Source organism: Streptomyces xanthophaeus, from assembly GCF_000725805.1.
GTDB lineage: Bacteria > Actinomycetota > Actinomycetes > Streptomycetales > Streptomycetaceae > Streptomyces > Streptomyces xanthophaeus.
The window spans coordinates 1-13,659 of record NZ_JOFT01000064.1; the positions used below are offsets into that span (position 1 = coordinate 1).

A 13,659-nucleotide genomic window follows, 5' to 3' on the forward strand; every position below is an offset into this window, starting at 1 on the left:
ACTCCACAGCAGTCTCGGCTACCAAAGCCCAGCCGAGTACGAAACGACCACTGCCTGACCAACACATAGAACCTGTCCGCCAAACAGGAACAACCCCAGCAGCTCGGACCGGTCCCGGCCGCGCAGCACCAGCAGGGCGGCCGCCTGCCGGTCGAGCGGGTCGAGTGCGGCGGTCGCCGCGGATTCGAGGCCGGAGAGGGTGCCGAGTGCCCGCAGGCAGGGCACGTCCTGCGGCTCGCCGAGGCGGATCAGCAGGGCGATCCCGATGCCGACGGCCGCGGCGGTGGTACCGGTGCGGGTCAGCTGCCGGGCGGTGCGCCGGGCGGCGTCCGGGTCGGTCAGGCCGAGCCGTGCGGTGTGTGCGCGGAGGGTGCGGTCGGGCAGGTGCAGTCCGGGGGCCCGCCGGTGGACGGCGTCGGCGGCCCGTACGGGGTCGGGGTCGGCGAGCAGGGGGGTGAGCGCGGCGCTCACTTCTGCCTGCGTCTGTTCCCAGGTCCGGCGAGGGTGGTCGGGTCGTCCGGGTTCCGGCGGGGATCCCTCGGGCAGCGGATAGCCGCGGCGCGGGACCCGGCCGTCCGGCTCGATGCCGTGCCGGAAGAGGGCGTAGTCGTACAGGGAGGTCGTCCGGGGGGCGAGCGGCTCGCGCTCGTCGCGGACGCTCATCGGGCGGGGTGGGACTCGATTCCGTAGGTCATGCGAGGAGCCTGCCAGGCGGGGTCAGGGCGCGTCCAACGAGAAAACGGCCTCGCCACGGACCCGGCCGTTGACCTGGAGCTGCACCAGGTGCTCGCCGGAGTGGTAGCGGCGGGTGGTGATCGGCTTGAAGGAGTGGCGCCTGGTGCCGCTGAGGGTTTCGCCGGGGGCCAGGGCGCGCGTGACGAGCTTGAACACCTTGGGGGTGCGGGTGCCGTTCGCCTTCGTGTGGTGCACGACGTAGTCGACGACGAGCTCGGCCGGGAGCGGGCCGGTGTTGGTGACCGCGTAGTCGAAGAGGAGGTACTCGCCGACGGCCACCCGCGGGGTTCCCACGACCGGGCCGTGCACGGTGACCGGCACGTCGGGGGAGTGCCCGAGCAGGTTCATCGCCTCGGGCCGGCCGGCCTTGACGAGGGTGCGCAGGCCGTGCCGGACGACGCGGTCCGTGGTGGCGTCGGGCGCGGCCAGCCAGCGGGCGGCGGTCTCGACGGCGAGGGCGGGGTGGTCGCGGCTGATGTCGTTGAGGTGGTTGGAGACGGACCGGCGGACGTACTCGGACCCGTCGCGGTAGAGGGCGTCCAGCACGGGCAGGGCCGGGCGCGGGTCGGCGACGAACGCGGGCAGCTGCGGGGCCCACGGCAGCCGGGGCCGGGTGCCCTCGCTCGCCAGGCGCCGCACGTGCGGGTCCGGGTCGGCGGTCCACCCCCCTACGACGGCCAGGGCGCGGGCCGGGTCGGCGCGCAGGAAGGGCCGTACTGCGGATTCAGCGGTCAGCCGGGAGGTGAGGTCGTGGAGCAGCGCCAGACCGGGCTCGAAGGCGGGAAGTCCGCGGACGGCGACGGCCTCGTCGACGGGGAAGGTCATCCACCCCTCGAAGGCGGGGTCGGTGAGGGCGGTGCGCACGACGGCCTCGAAGGCGGGCCAGTCCGCGGGGAGGTCGGCGAGGACGGCGTCGCGCACGGCGGTGACGCGGCCGCTGAAGGTCAGCCCGTCGAGCGCGTCGGCGCGGGCGCGCAGGGCCGGCGAGGACCGGCGCCCGCCCGCCCGGGCGAGCAGTCGGGCCAGGGTGGTGACGGTGTCCGCGCTGAGGAGCTCATCGGCCGTGGGCATGGGGCCAGTGTTGCGGATGACGCCCCGGTTCCGGTGGTCCCGGGGCGTCCGCGCTCAGTCCTTGTAGTAGTTCGTGAGGACGCAGCCCTTCACCAGGCCCGGTTCCTTGCGGAATCCGCTCGGCGGCTTGAACTCCGCGTGGCAGTTCAGCATGAGCAGCTGGGACGGCTGCTCCAGCAGGGCGGTCATCGCGGTCGAGCGGGTCGACACGACGGCGAAGTCCTGGCCGACGACGATCCCGCTGTTCGGGTTGCCGCCGCCGTTGGACTCCTTGGCGTACTTCTCCATCTCGGCCTTGAAGGCGGTCTGGAAGACCTTGGGGTCCTTGATCATGAAGATGCGGGTGTCGCCGCCGTTGCAGCTGCCCCGCTCGACGACCGAGTGGGTCTTCTCGGTGAGCTCGGAGTCCTGCTCCCAGTGCTCGTAGCCGTGCTCCGTCGTGCTGATCTCGCTGCACCGGGTGAAGCCGTTGACGTAGCGGGCGGCCGCCGCGATGGTGGCGGCCTTGGGGAGCTTGCGGAAGGCGCTGGCGTCCTTGGGGGCGTTCCCGTTGACCCCGCCGTTCTTGGTGGGGTTCTCCAGGGTGCCCTCGTTCGGGCCGCCGTCGCCGGTCCCGGCCGCGCCGCCCTGCGTATAGCCGCCGCCGGCGCCGATGCCGCCGAGGGCCGGGTTCTCGCCGCTGCCTCCGCACGCGGTGAGGGTGAGCAGGGCGGTGACGGCAGCGACCGAGGCCAGCAGTGATCTCGTCTGCATGTGTGTGGATTCTCCCCCGTAAATGACCTTGAACCGCGGTGACTCTAGGGCGGTGATCATGTCCGCGGCAAACCCGTCCCGGGTCGTGGTTACCACTGGTCACCGCAAAGTCACGAAGGAAACTTTGAAAACGCCCAAAACGGACATGGCTGCGGTTTCCGTATGGTGAAAGCCTGCGTCCGGAGCCTGCTGAACCGTGGATACATACGGGTGTGAACCTTGTATTACGCGCTCATGAACGGCGCGGCCATCGAGATTCAAAGGCGTTCCAGGGTCTTCGGTTCCGGACCAAAGCCCTCCAGATGTGGAATGCGCAGCGTCTAACGTCCTGACTCATGACACAGCTGGACGTCCGGCCTCAGGTCGGAGACACGGTAAGCGGCGTCGCCGAGGGCGATGTTCGCGGCAAGGGCCTCGGCAAGGGGTCAGTCGGACTCGTGGGAAGCGCCGTCATCGGCATCTCCACCGTCGCCCCGGTCTACTGCCTGACCTCGACCCTGGGCTCCACGGCCGGCGAGGTCGGCATGCAGATGCCGGCGATCTTCCTCGCCGGCTTCCTCCCGATGCTCCTGGTCGCCTTCGCCTACCGCGAGCTCAACAAGGCCATGCCGGACTGCGGCACCTCCTTCACCTGGACCGTCAAGGCCTTCGGCCCGCGGATCGGCTGGATGTGCGGCTGGGGCCTGGTGATCGCCACGATCATCGTGCTCTCCAACCTGGCCGGCGTCGCCACCTCCTACTTCTGGCTCCTGGCCGGCGAGATCACGAACAACCCGTCGATCGCCGCCCTCGACGACAACAAGCTCGTCCACATCGGCACCTGCCTCACCCTCATCGCCCTCGCGACCGCCATCAGCTACCGCGGCATGACCGCCACCAAGGGCGTCCAGTACGCCCTCGTCGGCCTCCAGCTCGCGGTCCTCGCCATCTTCGTCGCGATGGCCTTCCAGAAGGCGTCCGCCGGAACCTTCGACACCGGCCTGGACTTCTCCTGGTCCTGGATGAACCCCTTCGCGGTCGAGTCCATGGCGGCCTTCACCGCCGGACTCTCGCTCTCGATCTTCATGTACTGGGGCTGGGACGCGTGCCTGGCCACCAACGAGGAGACCACCGGCTCCGCCAAGACCCCCGGCCGCGCCTCCCTCATCGCCATGGTCGTCCTCGTCGGCTCCTACCTGGCCACCGGCATCGCCGCCCAGATGGCCGTCGGCTCGGGCGACGCGGGCCTCGGCCTCGCCAACCCGGAGACCTCCGACAACGTCTTCGCAGCCCTCGCCGGCCCCGTCATGGGCCCGATGCTCGGCATCCTGCTCTTCGTCGCCGTACTGGCCTCGGCCGCCGCGTCCCTGCAGACCACCTTCATCCCCGTGGCCCGCACGGTCCTGGCCATGTCGACCTACGAGGCCCTGCCGCCCTCGTACGCCAAGGTGCACCCGAAGTTCAAGACCCCCGGCCGCGCCACGGTCATGGCGGGCGTCGCCACCGGCGTCTTCTACACGGTGATGACCCTCGTCAGCGAGAACGTCCTCACCGACACGATCTTCGCGCTCGGCCTGATGATCTGCTTCTACTACTCGCTGACGGCCTTCGCCTGCGCCTGGTACTTCCGCGGCGAGCTGCGCCGCTCCGCCCGTGACCTCTTCTTCAAGGGCGTCTTCCCGGTCCTCGGCGGCCTCCTCCTCGCCACCGTCTTCTTCAAGACCCTGATCGACATGTGGAACCCGTCGTACGGCTCCGGCTCCACGGTCCTCGGCGTCGGCAGCGTCTTCGTCATCGGCGTCGGCCTGCTGGCCCTCGGCCTGGTCATCATGTTCGTCACCGAACGCCGCAGCCCGGCCTTCTTCCGCGGCGAGGTCCTGACCAAGGCCACCCCGGCGCTGGTGGTCGAGGACTGACCCACCCCCGCCACCTGCTGTGTCATACCCGCGGCCCCGGACCGGTCCCCCCGATCCGGGGCCGCGGCGTTCCCGTGACCCGGGGAGCGGCGGGGTCGTTGGGCGGGGCATGAATGCCATGAAGCGCACCCTCTCCGCCCTGGTCCTCACCGGAGGCGCCGCCCTCGCACTCACCCCCGTCGCCGCGCACGCCGACGAACCGGCGATCCAGGGCCCGCCGATCACGCAGCGCGTGACCGAGATCGTCGACCACCCCGGCCAGGCGGTCGACGACACGAAGACGGCGCTCGCGGTGACCACGTCGGCGGCCGGCTCCGCCACCGGGGCCGCGGACACCTCCCTCACGGGCGCAGGCCAGGCCCTCGGCGCGGGCCTCCCGAAGCCCCCGAAGACGGTCTGACCCTGCGGGGCTGCGCGGTGTCCCTGCGGGGCTCGGCGGTGTCGTGGTGGCCCGTCTGCGGCGCCGCTGCACGGGGCTCAGCCCCGGACCCCGCGCCTCAATCTCCCCCAGACTCCGTCCGGGGGGACCCCCGGGCGGGGCTGGGGTTTGCCCTGGCAGGGCCTGTGCGTGGGGGTCGGGGAGCGGTGCCCCTCCGGGGTATCTCCTCGGCTCGCGCACTGAGCCCGGTCGGACACGTTCGACCCTGGTTGCGCGCTCGTCCTGCGGGGACACCCCGCAGTGTCCCCACTCCCCTCGACCACGGCTTCGCTTCCGACGCCTGGGCGTGTGGGGTGGGGGCGCGCAGGAGGGTCCCCGCAGGACGAGCGCGCAACCTAGGCCGTATGTCTCGTAGCCGGGGCTCAGTGCGCGAGCCGAGGAGACACTCCGGAGGGACCCCGCCCCACACACGACACCAAGGCAAGCACCGCAACGGCCAGCACATCCAACGCCCAGCCTGGGCAAAAAATCAGCCCCTCCGGCGTTTGAGGAGCGGGGTCCGGGGCGGAGCCCCGTGCAGCGGCGCCGCAGGCGGGACACCGCCACACGGCCGAGCCCCGCACGGGATACGGCGGAGCCCCGTAGCAACGGCGCCGCAGGCGGGGCAGCACCCCACGGCCAAGACCCGTGCAGCGGCGCCGCAGGCGGGGCGCCGCCACACGCTGAGCCGCCCGCAGGGCTATCGGCGGGCGCGCTTGGCCCCGACCTCCGCGTCCGTGCGCCGCCGCTCACCCGCCGCGAACATGGTGCCGCCGATCAGGACGAGGAGGCCTCCGGTGATCCCCGAGCCGAGCGCGTCGACGGTGCGGGCGCCGGTGGCTTCGATCCGCGGGTCCAGGATGCCGGCCGGGTCCTCGAACAGGACCACCTGCTGGCCCTCCGTGAAGTCGCCGAAGCAGTTCTGCTGCTGGCCCAGCTTGCGGACCTGGCCCGACGGGTCGGACACGACGCAGTAGGACCGGGTGTCCCCGTCGGACTCCTTGTGCTCCCCGACCTCGACGACCACCGCGGGGACCTGCTCGCCGAGCAGCTTCGTGTAGGTCTCGTAGAGCTGGGGCCCGGCGAAGAGGCTGAGGGCCAGGGTGCCGAAGCCGATGACGGTCGCGGCTCCCGCCCGGTTCCAGAACGTGCCCGCCACCGCGGCCCCGATCCCGGCCGCGGCGAGGACGAGGAGGACCCCGACGAACACCATGCCGTAGGGGTACTGGGCGAGGAAGCCGCCCGCCGTCGCCGCCCCGGGGATCGCGACGGCCCAGCACAGCGAGTTCCGCGTACGTCCGGATGTCCGGGCCGCTTCCATGTCCGATTCCCCTCCGACGGCCGGCGCTTTCCGGCCCACCCTACGCAGGCCCCGGGGCCGCCCGGGTCAGAGGTACTGGGCGAACCCGTCCAGCGTGCGCAGGACCTCGGGCTCCGTCGCCGAGGGGAGTTGGAGGACGACCTCCTCGATGCCGAGGTCGGCGTAGTGGCCGAGCTTGCCGGGGCTGGGCTGGACGGCGTACGGGACCACCTGGAGGGATTTGGGGTCGCGTCCGGCGGCCTCCCAGACCTGGCGCAGCACCGGCAAGGACTCGGTGAGCCCGCCGCCGCCGATGGGGAGCCAGCCGTCCGCGTGGTCGGCGACGGCCGCGAACAGCTTGGGTCCGGCCGCCCCGCCGATCAGGGTGCGGGGGCCGTACAGGGGTGCGCCGGGGCCGAGTTCGCGCGGGGCCTGGGCCGGCTTGGGGTAGGCGGTGCTCGCCTGGACCGAGGAGTACTGGCCGACGTAGGCGGTGGGTTCGGGCGCCCACAGGGCGCGCATCAACGCCATTCGGTCGCGGACCAGTTCGCGGCGGGTGCGCCACTCGACGCCGTGGTCGGCGGCCTCCTCGACGTTCCAGCCGTAGCCGATGCCGAGGGTGACGCGGCCGCCGGTGAGGTGGTCCAGGGTGGCGGCCTGCTTCGCGAGGCCGATCGGGTCGTGCTGGGCGACCAGGGTGATCCCGGTGCCGAGGGTCAGCCGCTCGGTCACGGCGCCGGCCTGGCCGAGGGCGACGAAGGGGTCGAGGGTGCGCCCGTACATCTCGGGGAGCTGCCCGCCCATGGGGGCGGGTGTGTCGCGGGAGACCGGGATGTGGGTGTGCTCCGGGAGGTACAGCCCGGAGAAGCCGCGTTCCTCCAGGATGCGGGCGAGACGGACGGGGGAGATGGTGCGGTCGGTGAGGAAGATGGTCGTGGCGATCCGCATGGGTCCTGACACCTCCGAGACGTGGGACCCGCCACGGTACGGTCTGCGGGCCGGTTTGTTGAGGGGGCGTCAGTTCCCGTGCGTCGGGTCCTGTCCGGAAGGCTCCGGGTCAGCTGCGCGGATAGCGGGCCAGCCAGCCGGGGGCCGAGACCGCCGGGCCGTGGAGGGACGGGCCCTGGGTCATCTCCAGGGCGAAGTCGTCGGCGAGTTCCAGCATGGTGGCGCGGCCCTCCAGGTCGGCGAGCCAGGCGGCGGGCAGGGCGGTCTCGCCGTGGAGGGCGCCGAGGAGGGCCCCGCACAGGGCGCCGGTGGCGGTGGAGTCCCCGCCGTGGTTGACGGCGAGGCGCAGCCCGTGCGGGATGTCCTCGGCGACCAGGGCGCAGTAGACGGCGACGGCGAGGGCGTCCTCGGCGTCGCGGCCGTCGCCGGGGGAGAGGGCTTCGACGATCTTGGGGCTGGGTGCGCCCTGGGTGACGGCCTGCAGGGCGCGCTGGAGGGCGTCGGTGACGGGCTGGTGGCCCGGCCGTGATCCCAGCAGGCCCAGCGCCCGCTGGACGGCGGGGTCCAGGGAGTCGCCGCGGGTCAGGCCGTGCACGATGACGGCGAGGGCCCCGGCCGAGAGGTACGCGGTGGGGTGGCCGTGGCTCTGCGCAGCGCATTCGACGGCCAGCTGGAGCACCAGGGCGGGCTCCCAGCCGACCAGCAGCCCGAAGGGGGCCGAGCGGACGGCGGCCGCGGCGTCGCGGGCCGTGGGGTTCTTGGGCTGTTCCAGGGTGCCGAGGATCTCGTCGGCGAAGCCGGTCATGCAGGCGCGGTCCGGGCCGCGGCGGGCGTAGAGCCACTCCTCCTGCGCGAGCCAGCCGTTGTCCTTGCGGCGTTCGTCGGGGCCCCAGTCGTGCTGGGTTGCGGCCCAGCGCAGGTACGCACGGTGGACGTCGGTCGGCGGGTGCCAGGCGCCGGTGTCCCGCCGTACGTGGGCCCGTATGAGCCCGTCCACGGTGAAGAGGGCGAGCTGGGTGGAGGCGGTGACCGTGCCGCGGCGCCCGTAGGCGGGGGCGGGTTCGATCAGGCCGCCGAGGCCGTGGGTCTCGCGGATGCCGTCGAGGGAGAGCCCGGCGACGGGTGCGCCGAGGGCGTCGCCGATGGCGGAGCCGAGGAGGGTGCCGCGGACCCGGCTGCGGAAGTCCTGCTGCTCCACGCGGCCCCAGAGGCCGGTGGTCACCGTGCCGCGGCCCGCCGTGGCGCCGGGAGCGCCGGAAGTACCGGTGGCGCCGCTCGGGTCCGCCGTAGCCGGCGCGCCGTCCGGGTCCGGGTGGTGGCCGGTACTCGCCCCTGCCCCGGCCGCTGTTGCTGCTGCGGCCGCGTTCGCGGCCGGTTCTCCTGCTGCACCGAGCGGGGCCCCCGCGCCCGCTGCCGTGTCGTCCGCGGTTCTGCCCGCGCCCGTTTCTGCCTGCGCCATGGTCCCCATCGTCCCCCCGGCCGTGCCTGCTCCTGCCCCGCTCGCGTCGGTCCGGGCCGCGGCAGGGCTTGGCGCGCACTGTAGTGGACAGGTTCGGTCGGATTCGGAAGGACTGGGTCAACAGGCGTGTAAGTGAGCGGAGAACGGCCGGAATGCGAATACTTCCGGCCTGCCCCTGGCCTGTGACACGTTTTGCCAGTTGCCTTCGGGGCGGCTGTTTCCAGCCACACCTCGTTCACGTGGCGTTCTCCGGCGGCCCACAGCCTCGAAGACATGAAGAAGGCACTGCTCGCCGCGACCGTCGTCGCCTCCGCACTCACCGTCTCCCTGGTCGCGGCCCCCTCCGCCACCGCCTCCGGATGGGACCGCCTCCCCTGGTCCGGCCACCACCAGGACCGCTCCGCCGTCCCCTTCACCGAGGCCGCCGTCACCGCCGGACCCGACGGTTCCTTCACCCTGAAGTGGAAGGCCCGCGGCGCCGGTCGGGTCGAGATCAAGGCGAACGGCAAGACCGTCGCCAAGGGCGGCGCCCAGGGCACCGCCGTGGTCCGCGGGCTCCCCGCAGCCGACCGCCAGTGGTTCGACTTCGAGCCGGACCGAGGCCAGGGCCTGCGCCTGGCCGACCGCCTGATCACCCTGGAGGGCACGGCCAACTTCCGCGACGCGGGCGGCTACCGCACCACCAGCGGCCAGTGGGTCAAGATGGGTGAGATATACCGCTCCGACGCCCTCGACAAGCTCACCGCGAACGACCTCGCCAAGCTCCAGCGCCTGCGCGTCAGGACCGTCTTCGACCTCCGCATGCAGGACGAGCGCACCAAGGCCGCCGACAAGGTCCCCGCGGGCGCCGCCTACGTCGTCGCCGACGTCTTCGCGGGCTCCGGCTCCTTCCAGACGCTGCCGAAGTCCCCCGACGAGGCCGTCAAGAGCATGATCGACGCCGAGAAGGCCATGGTCAGCGGCGCGGGCGGCAAGAAGGCCTACACCCAGGTCTTCGAAGGCATCCAGAACGACCGCAGCCGCTCCGTCCTCTTCCACTGCACCGCCGGCAAGGACCGCACGGGATGGGCGAACGCCACCCTGCTGACCGCCCTCGGCGTCCCGCAGGAGACCGTGATGGCCGACTACCTGGCCAGCAACGACTACCGCAAGGCCGCCAACGACGCGATCCTCTCCCACCTGCCGCCCCAGCAGGCCGCCGTCTACAAGCCGCTGCTCGACGTGCGCCCCGAGTACCTCAACTCCGGCTACGACGAGGTCGAGGCCGCCTACGGCTCCTTCGACCGCTACCTGAAGGACGGCCTCGGCATCGACGCCCGCGAGCTGAAGCGCCTCAAGAAGGACCTCCTGGTCGGCTGACCCGACCGGCCGGGCCGCCGGGCCGCGCGCCCGTGCCCGCGCCCGTCCCGTGGTCCCCGCAGCAGCACGCGTACGGGGACCACGGGCACGGTCAGTCCAGCACCGGCAGCAGCTCCGGCAGATGCCCGTCCGAGGCCCGCGCCGCGTCCTGCCGCTCCTGCGGAACCTCCCCGTACAGCGTCGTACGGGCCTTCGCGGGCCGCCCCGCCGCCTCCGCGACGGCGATCAGGTCCCGGACCGACTTGTACGAGCCGTAACTCGACCCCGCCATGCGCGAGATCGTCTCCTCCATCAGCGTCCCGCCCAGGTCGTTCGCCCCCGACCGGAGCATCTCGGCCGCACCCTCCGCACCCAGCTTCACCCAGCTCGTCTGGATGTTGGTGATGTGCGGGTGCAGCAGGATCCGGGCCATCGCCGTCACCGCCCGGTTGTCGCGGACCGTCGGCCCGGGCCGGGCGATGCCCGCCAGGTACACGGGCGCGTTGGTGTGGATGAACGGCAGCGTCACGAACTCCGTGAACCCGCCCGTCCGCTCCTGGATCCCGGCCAGCGTCCGGAAATGGCCGAGCCAGTGCCGGGGCTGGTCCACGTGCCCGTACATCATCGTGGACGAGGACCTGATCCCCAGCTCGTGCGCGGTGGTGACCACGTCGATCCAGTCCGCCGCCGGCAGCTTGCCCTTGGTGAGCACCCAGCGGACCTCGTCGTCCAGGATCTCCGCCGCCGTCCCCGGGATGGAGTCCAGCCCCGCCTCCTTGGCCGCCGTCAGCCAGTCCCGCACGGACATGCCCGTGCGGGTCGCACCGTTGACGACCTCCATCGGGGAGAACGCGTGCACGTGCATGCCGGGGACCCGCTGCTTCACCGCGCGCGCGATGTCGAAGTACGCCGTCCCGGGCAGGTCCGGATGGATGCCGCCCTGCATGCACACCTCGACCGCCCCGACGTCCCAGGCCTGCGCGGCACGGTCGGCGACCTGGTCCAGGGACAGCGTGTACGCGTCGGCGTCCGTACGGCGCTGCGCGAACGCGCAGAACCGGCAGCCGGTGTAACAGACGTTGGTGAAGTTGATGTTCCGCGTGACGATGTACGTCACCTCGTCACCCACCACCGACTTGCGCAGGTCGTCAGCGACCCTGCACAGCGCGTCCAGCGCGGGCCCGTCCGCGTGCAGCAGCGCCAGGGCCTGCCCGTCGGTGAGCTTCGTCGGGTCGTCGGCGGCCTGCGCCAGGGCCGCGCGCACGTCCGTGTCGATGCGCTCGGGCACCATCCCCGGCGCGGCCGCCTCGCGCAGGGCCTCCCAGTCGCCGTAGACGTGGTCGAAGTCCGCGCGACGGTCACCGGTACGGCCCTCGGTGTCGATGCCGACGTGCAGATCGGTACGGCCGTACGAGGCGAAGCCCTCCTCGGGCTCCTGCCACGGATGCCCCTCGACGACCGCGTCCGCGTCCGCGAGCCCCGTCCCCGGATCGGCCAGCGCCCGTACGTGCGGCAGCAGCCGCGGATCCAGCCACGGCTCACCGCGCTGCACGAACTCCGGGTACACGCACAGCCGTTCACGCAGCTCGAACCCGGCCTGCGCGGACTGCTCCGCCAGCAGGTCGATCTGCGGCCAGGGCCGCTCGGGGTTCACGTGGTCGGGGGTGAGCGGCGAGACGCCGCCCCAGTCGTCGATCCCGGCACCGATCAGCCGGGCGTACTCCCCGTCGACCAGGTTCGGCGGCGCCTGGAGGCAGCCGGACGGGCCCATGATGTGCCGGGCGACGGCGATCGTGGCGACGAGGTCGTCCAGTTCGGCGTCCGGCATGCCGCGCATCGCCGTGTCCGGCTTGGCGCGGAAGTTCTGGATGATCAGCTCCTGGATCCCGTGGTAGGCGCGGGAGATCCGGCGCAGCGCGAACAGCGACTCGGCGCGCTCCTCGTAGGTCTCGCCGATGCCGATGAGCAGCCCCGAGGTGAAGGGCACCGAGGAGCGCCCGGCGTCCTCCAGGACGCGCAGCCGGACGGCCGGCTCCTTGTCGGGGGAACCGTGGTGCGGGCCGCCCGGCTCGGACCACAGCCGGGTCGAGGTCGTCTCCAGCATCATGCCCATGGACGGGGCCACCGGCTTCAGCCGCTGGAAGTCGGACCAGGACATCACCCCGGGGTTGAGGTGCGGGAGGAGACCCGTCTCCTCCAGGATCCGGATGGAGATGGCCCGTACGTAGGAGATCGTGTCGTCGTAGCCGTGCGCCTCCAGCCACTCGCGCGCCTCGGGCCAGCGGTCCTCGGGCTTGTCCCCGAGGGTGATGAGGGCTTCCTTGCAGCCCAGGGCGGCGCCGCGGCGGGCGATGTCGAGGACCTCGTCCGGGGACATGTACATCCCGTGGCCGGCGCGGCGCAGCTTGCCGGGCACGGTGGCGAAGGTGCAGTAGTGGCACTTGTCGCGACACAGGCGGGTGAGGGGGATGAACACGCTCTTCGAGTACGTGATCACGCCCGGCCGGCCGGCCGCGGCCAGGCCCGCGTCGCGGACCCGGGCGGCGGACGCGGCCAGGTCCTCAAGGTCCTTGCCGCGCGCCTGCAGGAGTACGGCCGCCTCGGTCGCGTCGAGCGCGACGCCGTCGCGGGCCCGCCGGAGCGCGCGGCGCATCGCGTTTTCGGTCGGAGCGTCACTCGGAGTGGTCATACGGGGAGCATACGATCCGGTCGGACGGGCGCGGGGTGGGTCACCGCATCACTTCACCGGCGTTGACCAGCAGTGACTGGCCGGTTATCGCTCGCGCCCGGTCGGACGCGAGGAAGGCGGCGGCGTCCGCCACGTCCCCGTCGGTGGCCAGGTCGGGCAGCGCCATGCGCTCGGCGAGGCGGGCGCGGACCTCGGCCTCGGGGACGCCCTCGGAGTGGGCGGCGAAGGTGACGAAGGCCTGCACCGGCGGACCCCACATCCAGCCCGGGAGCACGGTGTTGACCCGGATCCGGTGCGGGCCGAGCTCGCGGGCCATGGAGTACATGGCGGAGGTCAGCGCCCCCTTGGAGGCGGCGTAGGCGGCCTGCTGCACCTCGTTGGGGGCGGCGATCGCCGACTGCGTCCCGATGATGACGACGGAGCCGCCGCGCTCCTTGAGCGCGGGCAGGCAGGCCCGGGTCATCCGGAGCGTGCCCAGCAGGTTCACGTCGAGGATCTGCTGCCAGGTGCCGAAGTCGGCGTCCTCGATCCCGCCGAAGTAGGAGTCCCAGGCGGCGACGTGCACGACGGCGTCCACGCCGCCGAACCGCTCCTGCGCGAGGGCGGCGAGGGCCAGGCACTGTCCCTCGTCGCTGATGTCGGTGGGGAGGTACGCGGTGCGGGTGCCGCCGGGGTCGATCTCGGCGGCGGACTTGGCCAGATTCGCCTCGGTCCGCGCCCCGAGCACGGCGTTGCCCCCGTCCCGCACGACGGTGGCGGCCACCTGATGCCCGAGCCCGGCCCCGACCCCGGAGACGACCACGGTCTTCCCTCGCAGCAGCATGACGCCCTCCGCACAGCAGGATGCATTGACCTGACGGCGCGTCAGGTTACGGGGTGGGGCGGGGGTTGTGAAGGGGCGGGGGGGGGGCGGGGGGTGGCTCGGGGGGCTTGTGCGGGCTGGGCGGCATCAGAGATGTCTTGGGGGATTCCCGTCAGTCCCAGGGTCCTTCCGTGTCGGGCCGGGCCCTCAAGGGCGCTCCCTGCGGTCGCGTCGCTTCGCGATGGCCTTCG

The 13,659-nt window shown here is 72.5% G+C and carries 11 protein-coding genes; 3 read left to right on the forward strand and 8 right to left on the reverse strand.

Annotated elements, in window-relative coordinates; genetic code table 11:
* Nucleotides 1-18 precede the first annotated feature (18 nt).
* The 3 genes from IO30_RS0128460 to IO30_RS42225 are packed head-to-tail and all read right to left on the reverse strand — an operon-like array spanning nucleotide 19 to nucleotide 2,559.
* Nucleotides 19-663 carry a hypothetical protein gene (locus IO30_RS0128460; RefSeq protein ID WP_031147588.1) on the reverse strand — a complete coding sequence of 215 codons (645 nt, stop codon included), beginning with the start codon at nucleotides 661-663 and terminating at the stop codon, nucleotides 19-21.
* A gap of 54 nt (nucleotides 664-717) precedes the next feature.
* Nucleotides 718-1,806 (reverse strand): DNA alkylation repair protein, encoded by a 1,089-nt coding sequence (locus tag IO30_RS0128465; RefSeq protein WP_031147590.1) that lies wholly within the window; start codon nucleotides 1,804-1,806, stop codon nucleotides 718-720.
* A gap of 54 nt (nucleotides 1,807-1,860) precedes the next feature.
* Nucleotides 1,861-2,559, reverse strand: coding sequence for a hypothetical protein (locus IO30_RS42225; protein WP_031147592.1), 699 nt, complete (start codon nucleotides 2,557-2,559; stop codon nucleotides 1,861-1,863).
* A 335-nt stretch (nucleotides 2,560-2,894) separates the two neighbouring features.
* Here IO30_RS42225 and IO30_RS0128480 point away from each other — a divergent pair, with 335 nt between their 5' ends.
* Together IO30_RS0128480 and IO30_RS0128485 are read left to right on the forward strand one after the other, a co-directional pair.
* Nucleotides 2,895-4,454, forward strand: a complete 1,560-nt coding sequence (locus tag IO30_RS0128480) for an APC family permease (RefSeq protein WP_031147594.1) — start codon at nucleotides 2,895-2,897, stop codon at nucleotides 4,452-4,454.
* Nucleotides 4,455-4,572: 118 nt separating this feature from the next.
* Nucleotides 4,573-4,854 carry a hypothetical protein gene (locus IO30_RS0128485; RefSeq protein WP_234321873.1) on the forward strand — a complete coding sequence of 94 codons (282 nt, stop codon included), beginning with the start codon at nucleotides 4,573-4,575 and terminating at the stop codon, nucleotides 4,852-4,854.
* Between the two features lie 718 nt (nucleotides 4,855-5,572).
* Here the strand turns inward: IO30_RS0128485 and IO30_RS0128490 are convergent.
* The 3 genes from IO30_RS0128490 to IO30_RS0128500 form a co-directional block, all read right to left on the reverse strand.
* A complete protein-coding gene (locus tag IO30_RS0128490; protein WP_031147598.1) occupies nucleotides 5,573-6,193 on the reverse strand; it encodes a hypothetical protein in 621 nt (206 codons plus the stop codon).
* Between the two features lie 66 nt (nucleotides 6,194-6,259).
* Nucleotides 6,260-7,120 carry a TIGR03619 family F420-dependent LLM class oxidoreductase gene (locus IO30_RS0128495; RefSeq protein ID WP_031147601.1) on the reverse strand — a complete coding sequence of 287 codons (861 nt, stop codon included), beginning with the start codon at nucleotides 7,118-7,120 and terminating at the stop codon, nucleotides 6,260-6,262.
* A gap of 109 nt (nucleotides 7,121-7,229) precedes the next feature.
* On the reverse strand, nucleotides 7,230-8,342 hold the full coding sequence (locus IO30_RS0128500) for an ADP-ribosylglycohydrolase family protein (protein WP_031147603.1): 1,113 nt from the start codon (nucleotides 8,340-8,342) through the stop codon (nucleotides 7,230-7,232).
* A 510-nt stretch (nucleotides 8,343-8,852) separates the two neighbouring features.
* Between IO30_RS0128500 and IO30_RS0128505 the strand changes: the two genes are divergently transcribed.
* Entirely contained in the window at nucleotides 8,853-9,938 is a 1,086-nt protein-coding gene (locus IO30_RS0128505; protein WP_031147605.1) for a tyrosine-protein phosphatase, read from the forward strand.
* Nucleotides 9,939-10,029: 91 nt separating this feature from the next.
* Here IO30_RS0128505 and IO30_RS0128510 read toward each other — a convergent pair whose 3' ends face one another.
* Complete coding sequence (locus IO30_RS0128510; protein ID WP_031147607.1) at nucleotides 10,030-12,606, reverse strand: bifunctional FO biosynthesis protein CofGH; 2,577 nt, start codon at nucleotides 12,604-12,606, stop codon at nucleotides 10,030-10,032.
* Between the two features lie 40 nt (nucleotides 12,607-12,646).
* Entirely contained in the window at nucleotides 12,647-13,429 is a 783-nt protein-coding gene (locus IO30_RS0128515) for an SDR family oxidoreductase (RefSeq protein WP_031147609.1), read from the reverse strand.
* Nucleotides 13,430-13,659 lie beyond the last annotated feature (230 nt).

Bases quoted from the DNA above. Each gene is read 5' to 3' on its own strand.
- IO30_RS0128460 (WP_031147588.1), bottom strand. From the start codon at position 663: ATGAGCGTCCGCGACGAGCGCGAGCCGCTCGCCCCCCGGACGACCTCC.
- IO30_RS0128465 (WP_031147590.1), bottom strand. From the start codon at position 1,806: ATGCCCACGGCCGATGAGCTCCTCAGCGCGGACACCGTCACCACCCTG.
- IO30_RS42225 (WP_031147592.1), bottom strand. From the start codon at position 2,559: ATGCAGACGAGATCACTGCTGGCCTCGGTCGCTGCCGTCACCGCCCTG.
- IO30_RS0128480 (WP_031147594.1), top strand. From the start codon at position 2,895: ATGACACAGCTGGACGTCCGGCCTCAGGTCGGAGACACGGTAAGCGGC.
- IO30_RS0128485 (WP_234321873.1), top strand. From the start codon at position 4,573: ATGAAGCGCACCCTCTCCGCCCTGGTCCTCACCGGAGGCGCCGCCCTC.
- IO30_RS0128490 (WP_031147598.1), bottom strand. From the start codon at position 6,193: ATGGAAGCGGCCCGGACATCCGGACGTACGCGGAACTCGCTGTGCTGG.
- IO30_RS0128495 (WP_031147601.1), bottom strand. From the start codon at position 7,120: ATGCGGATCGCCACGACCATCTTCCTCACCGACCGCACCATCTCCCCC.
- IO30_RS0128505 (WP_031147605.1), top strand. From the start codon at position 8,853: ATGAAGAAGGCACTGCTCGCCGCGACCGTCGTCGCCTCCGCACTCACC.
- IO30_RS0128510 (WP_031147607.1), bottom strand. From the start codon at position 12,606: ATGACCACTCCGAGTGACGCTCCGACCGAAAACGCGATGCGCCGCGCG.
- IO30_RS0128515 (WP_031147609.1), bottom strand. From the start codon at position 13,429: ATGCTGCTGCGAGGGAAGACCGTGGTCGTCTCCGGGGTCGGGGCCGGG.